The sequence below is a fragment of the Sulfitobacter sp. GN1-4 genome (genome assembly GCF_055693825.1).
In genome coordinates this window covers 2,794,671-2,808,130 of the sequence record NZ_JBVFUQ010000003.1, presented here as the reverse complement: position 1 = coordinate 2,808,130, position 13,460 = coordinate 2,794,671, and the positions used below count along the sequence as shown (strand labels likewise).

Genomic DNA, 13,460 nt, shown 5'->3' with positions numbered 1-13,460 from the left:
GCATACGAGGGGGCAGGCCGAGGGGAGTGCATCGCGCACCCTTGCGGGACATCAAACGGTTCCGGGGGCTCTGCAATTGGGGGCGCTGTGGTGCGGCTGCAAACGCCGCATCTTAAGGCCAGAACCCTAGGTCAGCGTGTCCCAAAACGCCTGAGCCTTGGCGATCATGTCGTCTTGTTCTTTGTCAAACACCCGTCCGCCCACGGGTTTGGCAAAGAGATAGAGCTTGTCGTTGTAGATCCGCCACACCTCAGGATCACCATCCACCACCTTTTTGAACGACATCGCCCGCGTGCAAAAGCCGCCGAATTGCGGCGCAAAGGCCTCAGGAGAGGCCTCAAAGCGGGCCGCATCCTCAGCCGTCGCAAACCGCCAGGGCACGCCGCGCCAGAGCACGGTAAAGGCGTCTTGCCCCGGCGCTGCCATGCTGGCGCGCCAATAGGCACGGGTGTCATAGCCGCGGATCGCCCAATCCGTCTTGCCGGTTGAAATACGCGTGCTGCCCGCATGCACCGTCACAGGCAGGCTAAGGCTGGCAAGACCGGTCAGGATCAGGGTGCGGCGGGTAAGGGGCATGGCGGCCTCCGATTGTTTGGCGGCAACATAGAAAAGCGGTGCCAGCCCGGCCATGCACGATTTGGTGAAGGTCCCGTGCACAAAAGCCCGCTTTGCCCTGAAACCCTACGATCCTGACGGCGCGTTCCGGCCAGAGGCATCAGGTAGCGTTCGGATTTGCGAAAACACCAAACCGTCCAGCTCACGTTCCAACTTCTCCGTCATCGCGCGGGCATAATCTTCAAACCCCAAAGCGGCCTGCACAAAGGCATTGGGGCCCAGAATGACGTTGGCGTTAAAATACGACGACAGCTCGCCAATGTCGGACTGGCGAATGTCGCCAAAGCTGGGATCGTCCACACCAACCACCAATCCGTTGATGGTGATCCCCTCGGCCTCCAACCCCGCGCGCACCGCATCGGGGCGGGGGCCAAGGTTGGATTTGCCGTCGCCAGAGATGTCGAGCGTGTGTTTCCAGCACGCCGGTTGCTGCGCCAGATAGCGCTGCCCCTGCAGCATCGCCACACCCAGGGCGGTGCCGGGGCTGGCCACGCGCCGCTCGGTGCGGCGCAGCGTGTCGATCACCGTGCTCAGCGCATCCGGGCCGTCGATGGCCGTCCAGGGCACGACAATGGCGTGATCACCGGGGCCGGACCATTCATAGACCATCAACCGCACGGGGGCTGCGGGCATCGCCATCAGCTTGTCGCGCACCGCCGCGCTGTCCAGTGCTGCGGCCACACCGCCCATCTGCAACCGGTACTCGCGCGCATCCACAGATCCCGACACATCCAGCCCCAGCGCCAGCGCCTGTCTGCACTCAGCCGTGGCCTGCGCCCCCGCTGTCACCATGAGCGCGATGAGCGCGGCGCGCATCATCCCTCGGGCAGGGCCTGACCGGGCAGCCCTCCGATCACGGCGGGCATCAGCTCGCGTTCCAATTTGCGGCGCATGGCGCGTTCATAATCGCCAAACCCGTTGGCGATCTCCAAAAACGCCCCCGGTCCGTGCAGCACCTCTCCTCGGTAAAAGGCAATCAGACCGGCTTCGCTTTCGGATTCCTCGGTGTTCACCACAAGCCCGTTCACCGTGACGTCCTCAAACGGAAAACTGCGATAGGCCGCTTGCGGGCCAAAGCCTTCGTTGTTTTGCCCGTCCCCTGCCATATCCAGCGTCTTGCTGTCGCAGATCGGTGCGCTTTCAAACAGGCGCGCGCCTTTGCCCAGGGCATAGCCCATCGCGGTGGGATAGTCTGAATGCCCCCGCTGCGTGGCGGCAATGGTCTCAGCCGCCCGCACCAGAGCCGCCAGGCTGTCGATCGCGGTCCAGTCCAGCAAGATGTCCTGCTGGTAGCGGCCAGACCATTCATAAACCGCAAGCGCCACATGTTGTTCGGTGGCAAAAAAGGCCTCTGTCACCTCAGGGGCAGTCAGCGCGGCCACCACGCCGCCGCGCTGCAGGCGGTCCTCCAGCGGATCCACCGAACTGGAGACATCCAGCGCCAGCAACAGCGCCAGGCGGCAGTCAGCTGCAACCGCCGGTACGGCCCAAAGGCAGGCCAGGACAGCGGCCGCCGCCCTTACCAATGGCCTGTGTTTTCCATGCTGGCCCAAGGCTCTGCCGCCTCCAGCGCGTCACCTTCCTGCAGCAACTCAACTGAGATGTTGTCAGGGCTGCGCACAAAGGCCATGCGCCCATCCCGTGGGGGGCGATTGATTGTCACGCCATTATCCATAAGGTGCTGACATGTCTCATAAATATTCTCAACCGTATAGGCGAGATGGCCAAAATGGCGGCTGTCTGAGGGCAGCGCATCATCGCCGTCCCAGTTGTAGGTCAACTCAACATCGGCATGGCCGTCATCCATGCCGGGGGGGCACAAAAACACCAGCGTGAACCGCCCGCCTTCATGATCCATGCGGCGGCGCTCAACCAGCCCCAGCAATTTGTAAAAGGCGATGGAGGCGTCGAGGTCTTTCACGCGCACCATCGTGTGCAGATATTTGATAGGCATCAGGTGTCCCTTGCTCTTCTATGTCTAGGTCCGAACCTAGCATGGCCGCGCAGGGATGCCAGCGCCTGACGGGAATTTGAGCATTGGCCTGCCGGCTTAGAACGCGGAGCGGATGCCGATGTTCAGGCCCACCCGGTTCACATCATAAAGCCCGATATTGCTGTCCGTGGCAGAGGCTGAAAGCGTGACGGTGGGGTTAAAGCCGTAATAATCAATCTCGCGGAAAGTGGCGGTAATATCGGCAAAGATCCGGTTGTCCTGACGACCATCTGCGGAATCGCGGCTGATGTCATAATCGCGCCAGCTTGCCCCGATGCCGAATTGCACGGATGCGCCCAGCACCGGCTTTTTCAGGGCAAGCCCAGTGCGCAGCGACACTTCGGTATACTCAGATCCGGGCTCAGGCGATTGGGTGGCCACGGCAAAAAGGCCTAGATAGCCGGTGTTGCCCGACGAAAAACCCTGGGTGATGCTGGCAGAGACGCCAAAGGTGTCCAGATCAGGGGTCGCTTGCCCCCATTGGCGTTCCAGCTCTGCACCAAATCGGAACTTCTGTGCTGCACTCACCTGCCAGGATTGCTGGGCCTGCCCGCGCAGATACGACGCATAGCGCGCGCCGCCGTACCAGGTTTGGCCCGCTTCGATGTCAAAGGCGAATTCGCCCTTCCGGTCGAGGTTGATCTGCCGGTAGCCATATCCAGCCGCCAGCGTGCCAAAGGCAAAATCAGAGCCGGTTACGCTGTCGTCTTCCAGATCGTCCGTAATATGGAACGTGCGGTAGCTCGCGGTCAGTTTCGCGTCATGCGCGGTTGTTGGGGTCTGGTGAAACCGGTAGCGCGTGCGGATGGAGCCGCCAATCTCAATGCCTGAGATTGCCTGCGCCTCATCGGTCAGCTGGTATTCAATCGGCTCACCAAACAGCAGCTCAGAAATGGCATAGTTCAACCGCGAGCGATCCCGCGCGCTGCCGTTGTTGATGTTGGAGTTTGGCGCGAAGGTGAATGTCAGGTCCGTCCGCCAGGGATTGCGCCGTTTGACATAGCGGAAATCCCGTTTGGCCCGTTCGCGCAGCAGATCGTTGGGCGCGTGCTGCACAGCCCGGCGCAGCCACAGCTGGGACCGCGTGCGTTTGCCTTGGCTCGACAGCACCTGCGCTGTGATCAACGCCGAGGAATACCGCTCCTCTTCCGTGTCAGCCAGCCGCCAGGCGGTGCGGGCGGCCTCACGGGCGACGCGGGTGTCCCCCATGTCACGCGCGGCGCGGGCGAAAATAAGCTGGGCGTTCAGGTCATCGGCGTCCCGCGCGATCAGGGCAGCGGCATAGCTGCGCGCTGTTGCGGGATCACCGCCGCGCAATGCCACCGCTGCGGCTTGGCGCAGGGCGTCTGGGCTCAGCGCTCTTTGATCCTGCGCAAGGGCAGGGGCGCAGAGCGCCATCCAGCCCGCTGCCACCCCGCTCAAGAGCTGTCTGAACATGCTTATTCGCTGCGGTAAATGGTGAAGCCCGTGGTTTCGCGTACCGCTTCGGCTGAGGGATCGACGCTGCTGGTCAGCACCATGACGCCCACCAGTTCCTCGGCGTTATCGCCCGAGATGATGCCGTAGTAGTTGCCCGCCTCATATTCCACCGCCTGGCCTGCATCATTCGCAAACCGCGAGCTGAGCGTGCCGGTGATCTCACCATTGGTGTCCAGCGCATTGGTTGAGATGGTGAACACAGCCGTCGGGATCGCCGTCAAAGAAGAACTGCTGCCCTCATTGATGCGCGCCAGCACGTCGGTTGTGATCTCATTGCCGTCCAGATCAAAGATCCGCCGGTCAAACAGGAACCCATCCACCGCACCGCCATACCGGCCGGTGTCGGCGTTGAAATCGTCAAAGTCGATGGCGATCTGAACCGATGAGGTGGTGTATTCCAGCCCGCCGCGTCCGTCATAATCGCGCAGACCCGCGCCTGACCCGTCATAGCGCGCCTGACCCGAGGTCGGCAGCGTCACAGAGCCGTTGCGCTCATACACAAACCCGCCAAAGCCGTAGCCCACGTAATCGCCCGTCCGCACAATCGCGAATTCGGTCTGACCAGAGGTGCTCACCCCGTAAATCGCGCGGTGCCGGAACTGCGCGATGGTCTGGCTGGTCTGGCTGTCTTCAACAACCGACGGTGCCTCATAGACGGCATATGGCCCCAGGCTGCCCACTGCTGTGCCGCGGGTATAGGGCTCGCCGTCGGTGCCATCAAAGGGCAGGTTGTCCACAAAGAACGTATCATTGCTGGAATCATAACGCACGCCTTCGGCAAACCCGTTGCCTGTGCTGCCCTCCTGCGATTCCTTGCGGAAAATCGTCTCATCCGACTGCGGAGAGGTCGTGCCCGGGGGCAGGGTGCGATCACTGTCGATGGTGTCGTCTGTGTTGCTGCCGCCCACCGCGTCTTGCCCGAACGGCGCATCACCGCCGCCGCACCCAACAAGAACGGTACACAACGCAAGCCCTGCTGCTTTGATTTTCATGATCGCCTGCCTATCAAAAGATGTTTTGCGAACAATCCCAACAACATGCCGCCCTTGTCAACGCCGCCCGTTTGATGCGGCCAATTCAGTGCAGGGTGGTGATGAAAAAACAATACCGCATATAGATGTTCCTGCACCTGCACGGGCAAGATATAGTAGTCACCGAATCCTACTTGTAGAAGGACCCGCGCCATGCCCCTGAGCCCCGAACAGACCGCCGAAATCGAAGAGTTGCGCGGCAACACGCAGCCCACCTTGCGCGCCACCGTCCCGGGGATGGAGGCGCATCTTTACAAGGCCCACGCCGTGCTCGACCACGGCTTTGTCCGCGTCATCGACTATATGGGCGATGATGCCGCGATCTGTCAGGCCGCCCGTGTCTCTTATGGCCGGGGCACCAAAAGCGTGCAGAACGACACCGGCCTGATCCGCTATCTGATGCGGCACTGGCACTCGACCCCGTTTGAGATGTGCGAGATCAAGCTGCACGTCAAACTGCCCGTCTTTGTCGCGCGCCAGTGGATCCGCCACCGCACCGCCAACGTGAACGAATACTCCGCCCGCTACTCCATCCTGGACCGCGAATTCTATATCCCCGCGCCCGAAAACCTGAACGCCCAGTCCGTGGTCAACAATCAGGGCCGTGGTGCTCTGCTCGAAGGCGAGGAAGCTGCGCGGGTGCTGGAATACCTCAAGGCGGATTCAACCCGCGCCTATGACCACTACGAAGAGATGATCTCCCAGGACGGCCAAGACGGCCTGGCCCGAGAGCTTGCCCGCATGAACCTGCCCGCCAACATCTATACCCAGTGGTACTGGAAGGTGGACCTGCACAACCTCTTCCATTTCCTCCGCCTGCGCGCCGACGCCCACGCCCAATACGAGATCCGCGTCTACGCCGACGCGATCTGCAAAGTCGTCGCCGACTGGGTCCCGGCGGCCTATGGGGCGTTTGAAGACTACCGCCTGGGTGGAGCGCAATTGAGCGCCACAGCTCTTGAGTGTGTGCGGCGGATGTTGAAGGGGGAGGCGGTGACGCAGGAGACGAGCGGGATGAGCAAGGGGGAATGGCGGGAGTTTGAGGGGGTTATTGGGTGAGCGGTGTTCCGAACGACCCGTAGGGTGCGCATTCATGCGCACCATCCACCATAAAACCACCATCCACCACCGCCCAAAGGTGCGCATAAATGCACACCCTACGCCTCACGCCGATTCAAACCCATGGTGCGCATGAATGCGCACCCTTCGGGTGGTCCCGATGCCATGACGAATATGGCCAATCCTCCACCCGCTCGACAAAACCGTGCTTCACCGGATTGTGCCAACAATATGCGATGTGGTTTTCGTAATCGGTGGCATCGCGAATGTGATGCTCCCAAAACCGCCGCTGCCAAATACCTTTCTCCCGCCGTGCTACATGGCTGGCCCGTCGGAACCCCTCGGGCATCTGTCGCGAAAACCGCGCCTTGATCGATTGTACGCGCGCCGCATACCCGGCATCGCCTTCCGGTAAGGTCCAGACGCAATGCATGTGATCTGGCAAAACCACCCAGGCATCAATCCGAAAGGGCCGCGATGCCGGGGTCGCCTGCACCGACCGTCGCAAGCTGTCGATCTGGTCGACCAAGGTCGTTGAACCGCGCTGGGCGAGCGTTATGGTCAGAAAAAGACATGCGCCGGGCCGACGGGGCCGGATGTAATTGGACATGGGGCATGCTAGGCACGTCATGGTTAACGAAATCTGAAATGCCCCCCGCGCCACACTCCAAGCCCGCCTCGATGCCCTAGACGCCGAAGACGTCGCCACCCAGGACGCCACGCGCCCCGTGACGCTTGATCAGCAATCCACGGGCCGGCTCACCCGCATGGATGCGCTGCAGAACCAGGCCATGGCGCAGGCCCAGGTCCGCCGCCGCGCAGCAGAGCGGCAGCGCATCCACGCTGCGCTCAAACGGATCGAAGAGGGCGCGTGGGGCTATTGCACCGATTGCGGCGATCAGATCGACGCGGCGCGTTTGAACGCGGACCCGGCCATCCCGCTTTGTCGCGATTGTATGGCCGGGTAGAGCGGCCGCTTAACCCTTTGGCGCAACGGACGTGGCGGCACGGGTGTATGCCGCTTTGGTGCACAGGCGGTGCACAATGTGTGACATCGGGTTTGGCAGGGCGGGGGCGTGGTAAGGTAAGGGGCAGGGGCGCCGGCTGCGGCACCCTCCCGGCAGGCCCAATGGCCCCCAAATATGCCCCCGGCCTGCGCCACAGCCCCTAAACTGGGTAGTGACACCTATAAAATGCTGGACTTCAATGGCGCGAAGGGTCAAAATCTCGCCATAAAGAAATGTTAACACATTCGAGCAGACATCCAGAAAGCGAGGGCCTTCATGCGCCTAAGATCCCAACTCATCGCCGGTGTGCTCTACGCCGCATTTGGCCTTGCCCCCGTGGCTGCGCTGGCGATTACGCCAACGCCTGAGACGCCGGAAACACCTGTGACGCCGGAAACGCCCGTGACGCCAGAGAACCCGGTCAAGGAAACGCCGACTGATCCAGAGAACCCTGTGGTGGAAAACCCAGAGGATCCGGTTGATCCTTTGACCAAGGAAAAAGAGAAGAAAGTCGTTGAAAAGCCTAAGGAAAAGGTTGTTGTCAAAAATCCAGGCAAGCCGAGCGTGATGATCTATCCGGTCAAATCAAAGCACAACTTCTGCCCTGCTGGTCTGCAGCCTGTCACCATCGACGGCTCGGTCAGCTGTGGCACGCCGAACAAGGCCGTCACCTACAACCAAATGATGGCGAACCCCGCGCCGGTGCGGCGCAAACAGCCGGTCTTCCACCGCTCCGCGCGACCGTCAAATTGTCAGCCCGGTGTAAAGGGATGTGTCGACCGCTAAGACGCGAAGACGAAAGGCATTTGAACCGGCGGTCCCCCGCCGGTTTTTCCTTTCAAAGCAACGTGATATCCGACGCCATCTGCCGCCCGTCACGCCCTTCAGTCAGCTCAAAGCTGACCTTTTGGTCATCCGCCAGACCGGTCAATCCTGACCGTTCCACAGCAGAGATATGTACAAATACATCATTGCCGCCCCCTTCAGGGGCGATAAAGCCATAGCCTTTTGTGGTGTTGAACCACTTCACGGTGCCTGTTGGCATAGTGTCCGTGCCTCCTTTGCCTTTCCAGTCCCTGCGGTTGGCAGGGGCGCACGCTGGCCGGGGCCCCTGGTGCGCACTATTTGAGATTGCGCGCTTGCAGAAAAAATCAAGGAATGGCGCAGGAAACTTTTTCGTGTATGCCACCAAACAGAGGTGAAGTGATGCTGATCTATGGACTGAAAAACTGTGATACCTGTCGCAAGGCGATGAAGGCTTTGCCGGGGGCGGAGCTGCGCGATGTGCGGGTGGACGGGGTGCCGCAAGAGGTGCTTGAGGCCGCGTTTGCGCAGTTTGGTCAGGCCCTTCTCAACACCCGTTCCACGACCTGGCGGGGCCTGTCTGAGGCGGAGCGCGCAGCCGCGCCGATGGCGTTGCTGGGCGCGCATCCCGCTTTGATGAAGCGGCCACTCATCGCTGTGGACAACCAGCTTTTCTTAGGCTGGAACAAGGATGTAGAGGCCGCGGTTCATGCAGCGGGCTAAGGGCTGCATGACCTCAGACTGTGGTTAAGGGGCGGGCCGTGGCTTGAGCGCGCGGTCAAAGGACAGCGGGCCCGCGCCTTTGATTACCAAGACCAGCAGCAAGAAGATCCAGAGCGCGCGTTGATCTGCGATGATGGCATCTGGAAAGCGGTCAAACCACGCGCCGATCACGCTGTCCTGTCCGTGGCCGTAGACATCTGTCAGGGACTGGACGATCACAAAGCCGATCATGCCCAGGGCGGCCAGCCGCGTCAAAATGCCCAACACGATCAACGCAGGCAAAATGAACTCAGCCCAGGTGCCGCCCAGCACGACAAGCGTGTGATACAGGCTGAGCGCAGAGGTATCGTAGCTTGCGGCCTCCAGCGCTTTGGGGAAGATCTGAGCATAGGCACCGACCGAGGGCGAGAAGATGCCCATGATCCCGTCGCCCAGCTTGGTCATGCCTGAGTTGAGGAAATAGACCATCAGAATCGCGGCAAAGAGCAGCCGGGCCAATGTGGGCAGCAACCAATCAGCGCGATCAAGGCGGGCGGCGATGGCAGCGTAAAGCGACAACAGTTTCGTCATGGTCAGTCCTTATGGTGGAGAGTGGCAAAGGCCTGGGCCGAAAGGGCCAAGGTCAATGCGGCAGTAAGATCAAAGTCGGCCACACGGGCCTGCGCGGCTTCATGGGCGGCCCCGAAGCGTCGCGCCGCGCTTAAGTTCGTGCAGCCAGGTGGCCGCGCCGGGCGGCATGGCATGGGGGACCGGATCGAATTCCGGTCGCGTAATCAGGACGTTCTGGGCCAGGTTGCGGGGCTTGGGGGCACCGTCGGCGTTGTTGAAATGCCAGATGTCAAAGAGCGGCCAGCGGGATTGGATGATCTGGGTTGCGGGGGCCAGTGTGAAGGTGGCCTGCATCAGCACCTCCGGGGGCAGGGCCTGCATCAGGCCCGCATCAAAGGGCGTTGCATCGGCGGCGTGATAGGCGTGGCGCATGCCAAGATCCAGCCGTGCGGCATCCGGCAGATAGCCCAGATGCTGAAGCGGTGCGAAGCCATCGAGGAAGGCGGGAAATTCGGCCCCGTAGAACATCATCACCGGTGAGCGCGGCGGGTGGGCGCGGACAAAGTGCGGCACCAGGCTGTCGAAATTCTGCGGCCCCAAGAGCTTGCGCACTAGGGGGAAGGCGGTCTTCATCGCCTCAATAAGCGAAACGGTGACGTTGTTGCGGTAGACCGCATAGCGCTTGCCAGCCGGGCGCTCCACCCCGTCCAGAAGGCCGTCAGGCACGGGGTGCGCGGGGTCCAGCAGACCTGCGCGGAAGGCGGTTTGGGTTGTCACGAGGCCAACGCACGGGCCGCGCGCGCGGCTTCTGCGCGCAGTTCGGGCCACTCAGGGACATCTGTGTCCCATTCCACCAGGACCGGCGCGGGCCCGGTTTGGGCAAGCGTATAGTCCAGCAAAGACCAGACCGGATCGACAACCGGCTTGCCGTGGCTGTCGATGAGCAGCGGCGCGCCGTGATCGTCTTCGTCTTCATCGTGGCCGCCGACGTGGATCTCACCGACCTTGTCGGTGGGATAGGCGTCGATATAGGCGGTGGCGCTGAGGCCGAGGTTGGTGGCGGAGATGAAAACGTTGTTCACATCCAGCAAGAGCCCGCAGCCGGTTCTGTGGGTAAGTTCCGCCAGAAAGTCGGTTTCTGAAAAGGTGGACGCCGCAAAGCTGAGGTAGCTTGATGGGTTTTCAAGCAGCATTTGCTGGCCCAGCGTGTCTTGGACCTGGTTGATATGTGCAGCCACCCGCGCCAGCGTGTCTTCGGTATAGGGCAGCGGCAGCAGGTCATTCAGGAACTCGGCCCCGTGGGTGGACCAGGCCAAGTGTTCGGAAAAACTGGCCGGTTTGATCCAATCGCAGAGCTTTTTCAGGCGTGCCAGGTGATCTGTGTCCAGGGGATCTTCGCCACCGATGGACAGACCAACGCCGTGGACGGATACCGCAAATTGTTCTGAGAGGGCCGCAAGCTGCGCCAGAGGGCGGCCGCCGTCGCCCATATAGTTTTCGGCGTGCACTTCGATCCATTCAACGGCACCGGGGTTTTCGCGCAGTTCCGTGAAATGCTGGGGCTTATAGCCGACACCGGGTGCATGAGGCAGCCGGTCAAAGCGAGGGGACGTATCAAGCATGCCGCACCTTAGGCTGAAGGGTGCCTCAGGCCGCAAAGCCGCCTGAGGCGAGGGTCATTTATGCTGGCAGATCGCGCTCCAGCGGCTCAAGGGAGCCTTCGCGCTCTGTGCCGTCTGCCATTGTGGGCAGTTCGATTTCTTCGCAGGTGCCTGCGTCAACCAATGTCCAGGCGTTGCCCTGGTAGTCTGTGACAGATGTGCCTGCGCATGTGGTGCCTGGGCCCGCAGCGCAGTCGTTTTCGCCTGCCAGAGACACACCGTAGCATTTCTCTTTTGCCGCCGCTTCGGCGGTTGTTGTGGAATGCGCGGTCATTGCAGCAGCTACAGCACCGGCGATGGCAACAGATTTCATCACGTTAGACATGGATCATCCTCTTTGTTGATCTGTGAAAACTTGGTCGTGAGCACACTAAAACACCCAGAAGGTTTAAACGCCACTCACGACGGAGTGTGTCACGATCCTGTCAGGGGTTGCGTTAGAATGCGCGGGGAAAATTCGGTGATTTTGGGGAAAAGCTGGAGTTTTGTTACAAAATCGGCCCGCCAAATTGCGAAATTGAAACGCGGGCGGGCCGAAATGTTACAGTCTGATCACGCGCGCAGGTCGGGCGGCGTGGCGTCATAGGCTAATGTTACAGCCACATCCGCAAGCGGCTGGACCGAGGTTTGCTTGTCGCCCAAGCGGCGGACGGAGACGGTTTTCTCCTCCACCTCGCGGTTGCCCACGGCCAGGATGACCGGCACTTTGCCGACGGAGTGTTCGCGGACCTTGTAGTTGATCTTTTCGTTGCGCATGTCCGCCTCGGCGCGCACGCCTTTTGCTTTGAGGGTCTCGACGACCTCTTGCACGTAGTCATCCGCCTCGGACGTGATGGAGGCCACAACCACCTGGCGCGGGGCCAGCCAGAACGGCAACTTGCCTGCGTGCTCTTCGATCAGGATGCCGATGAAACGCTCAAATGAGCCCACGGTGGCGCGGTGCAACATCACAGGGCGGTGCTTGGCCCCGTCTTCGCCGATGTAGGTCGCATCAAGCCGTTCGGGCAGGACGAAATCCACCTGGTGGGTGCCGCATTGCCAGTCACGGCCAATGGCGTCGGTTAGCACGAACTCCAGCTTGGGGCCATAAAACGCGCCTTCACCGGGGTTCAGCTCAGGCTCAATGCCTGCCGCACGGGTGGCGGACAGCAGCGCCTCTTCGGCCTTGTCCCAAGTTTCATCGGAGCCTGAACGCTTTTCTGGACGGTCAGAGAATTTGACCTTGAAGTTTTCAAAGCCCAGATCGCGGTACATGGAGGACAGGAATTCGATGTAGGTCGCGGTCTCTGATTCAATCTGATCCTCGCGGCAGAAGATGTGGCCATCGTCCTGTGTAAACCCGCGCACGCGCATGATGCCGTGCAGCGCGCCAGAGGGTTCGTAGCGTGCACAAGAGCCAAATTCGGCCATCCGCAGGGGCAGATCGCGGTAAGATTTGATGCCCTGGTTAAAGATCTGGACGTGACAGGGGCAGTTCATCGGCTTCAGGGCATTCACCGCTTTTTCGCGGGCGTGTTCCTCATCAACCTCAACGATGAACATGTTTTCCTGGTACTTTTCCCAGTGGCCGGACTGAATCCACAGTTTGCGGTCCACGACCTGGGGGTGTTCACCTCAACATAGCCGCCTGCACGCTGCTTGCGGCGCACGAAATCCTGCAGTTCGGTATAGATCCGCCAGCCATTGGGGTGCCAAAAGACCTGGCCGGGCGCCTCTTCTTGCATGTGGAACAGATCCATCTCGCGGCCCAGCTTGCGGTGGTCACGCTTGGCGGCTTCTTCCAGCATGTTCAGGTGCGCGCGCAGCTTTTCCTTGCCGGTAAAGGCCACGCCGTAGATGCGCTGCAACATAGCGCGGTCTGAATCGCCGCGCCAATAGGCGCCCGCGATGGACATGAGCTTGAACGCATCGCCCGGCACCTGGCCGGTGTGCTGCAAGTGTGGGCCACGGCAGAGGTCCTGCCAGTCGCCGTGCCAATACATGCGCAACGGCTCATCACCGGGGATCGCATCGATCAGCTCAACCTTATAGGGCTCATCGTTGTCTTTGTAGAATTGCACCGCGCGATCGCGGTCCCAGACCTCAGTGCGGACGGGATCGCGTTTGTTGATGATCTCTTTCATCTTCTTTTCAATCGCGCCCAGGTCTTCGGGTGTGAAGGGCTCTGCGCGGTCAAAATCGTAATACCAGCCGTCCTTGATCACCGGTCCGATGGTAACCTTGGTGTCAGGCCAGATCTCTTGCACGGCGCGGGCCATGATATGCGCCAGATCGTGGCGCACCAGCTCATTGGCCTGCTCTTCGTCGGCCATGGTGTGGATGGCGATGTCGGCATCTGCCTCAATCGGCCAGGCCAGATCATAATGCGCGCCGTTCACAGTGGCAGAGATTGCCTTTTTGCCCAGCGATTTGGAGATATCGGCTGCGACCTCGCCCGCAGTGATACCTGCGTCATAGGATCTTGCATTGCCGTCGGGAAGGGTGAGTGAGATTTGGGCCATCTTGGCGCTCCTCGTCAGTTTGGCGCCCACGAGACGCC

16 protein-coding genes and 1 pseudogene are annotated in these 13,460 nt (G+C 61.0%); 4 read left to right on the top strand and 13 right to left on the bottom strand.

The window, feature by feature from the left end:
• Nucleotides 1-126 precede the first annotated feature (126 nt).
• The 6 genes from ACZ1HM_RS14415 to ACZ1HM_RS14390 all read right to left on the bottom strand — a co-directional run bounded on the left by ACZ1HM_RS14415 (nt 127) and on the right by ACZ1HM_RS14390 (nt 5,079).
• Nucleotides 127-657 carry a YHS domain-containing (seleno)protein gene (locus ACZ1HM_RS14415; RefSeq protein ID WP_472743382.1) on the bottom strand — a complete coding sequence of 177 codons (531 nt, stop codon included), beginning with the start codon at nt 655-657 and terminating at the stop codon, nt 127-129.
• A gap of 24 nt (nt 658-681) precedes the next feature.
• Nucleotides 682-1,431 carry a DUF1194 domain-containing protein gene (locus ACZ1HM_RS14410; RefSeq protein ID WP_472743381.1) on the bottom strand — a complete coding sequence of 250 codons (750 nt, stop codon included), beginning with the start codon at nt 1,429-1,431 and terminating at the stop codon, nt 682-684.
• Nucleotides 1,431-2,141 carry a DUF1194 domain-containing protein gene (locus ACZ1HM_RS14405; RefSeq protein WP_472743380.1) on the bottom strand — a complete coding sequence of 237 codons (711 nt, stop codon included), beginning with the start codon at nt 2,139-2,141 and terminating at the stop codon, nt 1,431-1,433. Before ACZ1HM_RS14405 ends, ACZ1HM_RS14410 begins: the two co-directional genes overlap by 1 nt.
• Nucleotides 2,135-2,569, bottom strand: a complete 435-nt coding sequence (locus tag ACZ1HM_RS14400) for a VOC family protein (protein WP_472743379.1) — start codon at nt 2,567-2,569, stop codon at nt 2,135-2,137. The genes ACZ1HM_RS14405 and ACZ1HM_RS14400 overlap by 7 nt, the downstream gene beginning before the upstream one ends.
• 96 nt (nt 2,570-2,665) lie before the next feature.
• Complete coding sequence (locus ACZ1HM_RS14395) at nt 2,666-4,045, bottom strand: surface lipoprotein assembly modifier (RefSeq protein WP_472743378.1); 1,380 nt, start codon at nt 4,043-4,045, stop codon at nt 2,666-2,668.
• Between the two features lie 2 nt (nt 4,046-4,047).
• Nucleotides 4,048-5,079, bottom strand: coding sequence for a hypothetical protein (locus tag ACZ1HM_RS14390; protein WP_472743377.1), 1,032 nt, complete (start codon nt 5,077-5,079; stop codon nt 4,048-4,050).
• Nucleotides 5,080-5,271: 192 nt separating this feature from the next.
• Between ACZ1HM_RS14390 and thyX the strand changes: the two genes are divergently transcribed.
• A complete protein-coding gene (gene thyX / locus ACZ1HM_RS14385) occupies nt 5,272-6,177 on the top strand; it encodes an FAD-dependent thymidylate synthase (RefSeq protein ID WP_472743376.1) in 906 nt (301 codons plus the stop codon).
• Between the two features lie 115 nt (nt 6,178-6,292).
• Here the strand turns inward: thyX and ACZ1HM_RS14380 are convergent, their stop codons facing one another.
• The gene (locus tag ACZ1HM_RS14380) at nt 6,293-6,787 is read right to left on the bottom strand and encodes an REP-associated tyrosine transposase (protein ID WP_472743375.1); all 495 of its coding nucleotides are present in this window, start codon (nt 6,785-6,787) and stop codon (nt 6,293-6,295) included.
• A 118-nt stretch (nt 6,788-6,905) separates the two neighbouring features.
• Between ACZ1HM_RS14380 and ACZ1HM_RS14375 the strand changes: the two genes are divergently transcribed.
• Nucleotides 6,906-7,145 (top strand): TraR/DksA family transcriptional regulator, encoded by a 240-nt coding sequence (locus tag ACZ1HM_RS14375; RefSeq protein ID WP_472743374.1) that lies wholly within the window; start codon nt 6,906-6,908, stop codon nt 7,143-7,145.
• A gap of 315 nt (nt 7,146-7,460) precedes the next feature.
• Nucleotides 7,461-7,970: a hypothetical protein gene (locus ACZ1HM_RS14370; protein WP_472743373.1), complete on the top strand. Its 510-nt coding sequence runs from the start codon at nt 7,461-7,463 to the stop codon at nt 7,968-7,970.
• A gap of 52 nt (nt 7,971-8,022) precedes the next feature.
• Here ACZ1HM_RS14370 and ACZ1HM_RS14365 read toward each other — a convergent pair whose 3' ends face one another.
• Complete coding sequence (locus ACZ1HM_RS14365; protein WP_164352087.1) at nt 8,023-8,229, bottom strand: cold-shock protein; 207 nt, start codon at nt 8,227-8,229, stop codon at nt 8,023-8,025.
• Between the two features lie 161 nt (nt 8,230-8,390).
• On the opposite strand from ACZ1HM_RS14365, the gene ACZ1HM_RS14360 reads away from it, so the two are divergent.
• Complete coding sequence (locus ACZ1HM_RS14360; RefSeq protein ID WP_472743372.1) at nt 8,391-8,711, top strand: ArsC/Spx/MgsR family protein; 321 nt, start codon at nt 8,391-8,393, stop codon at nt 8,709-8,711.
• A 24-nt stretch (nt 8,712-8,735) separates the two neighbouring features.
• Here the strand turns inward: ACZ1HM_RS14360 and ACZ1HM_RS14355 are convergent, their stop codons facing one another.
• From ACZ1HM_RS14355 to thrS, 5 genes and pseudogenes are all read right to left on the bottom strand, one after another.
• Nucleotides 8,736-9,281 (bottom strand): DoxX family protein, encoded by a 546-nt coding sequence (locus tag ACZ1HM_RS14355; RefSeq protein ID WP_472743371.1) that lies wholly within the window; start codon nt 9,279-9,281, stop codon nt 8,736-8,738.
• A gap of 99 nt (nt 9,282-9,380) precedes the next feature.
• Complete coding sequence (locus ACZ1HM_RS14350; RefSeq protein ID WP_472743370.1) at nt 9,381-10,037, bottom strand: HvfC/BufC family peptide modification chaperone; 657 nt, start codon at nt 10,035-10,037, stop codon at nt 9,381-9,383.
• Nucleotides 10,034-10,882, bottom strand: coding sequence for an MNIO family bufferin maturase (bufB, locus tag ACZ1HM_RS14345; protein ID WP_472743369.1), 849 nt, complete (start codon nt 10,880-10,882; stop codon nt 10,034-10,036). Before bufB ends, ACZ1HM_RS14350 begins: the two co-directional genes overlap by 4 nt.
• A 58-nt stretch (nt 10,883-10,940) precedes the next feature.
• The gene (locus ACZ1HM_RS14340) at nt 10,941-11,246 is read right to left on the bottom strand and encodes a BufA1 family periplasmic bufferin-type metallophore (protein WP_472743368.1); all 306 of its coding nucleotides are present in this window, start codon (nt 11,244-11,246) and stop codon (nt 10,941-10,943) included.
• Nucleotides 11,247-11,473: 227 nt separating this feature from the next.
• A pseudogene (thrS, locus tag ACZ1HM_RS14335) lies at nt 11,474-13,422 on the bottom strand (threonine--tRNA ligase).
• Nucleotides 13,423-13,460: the final 38 nt, after the last annotated feature.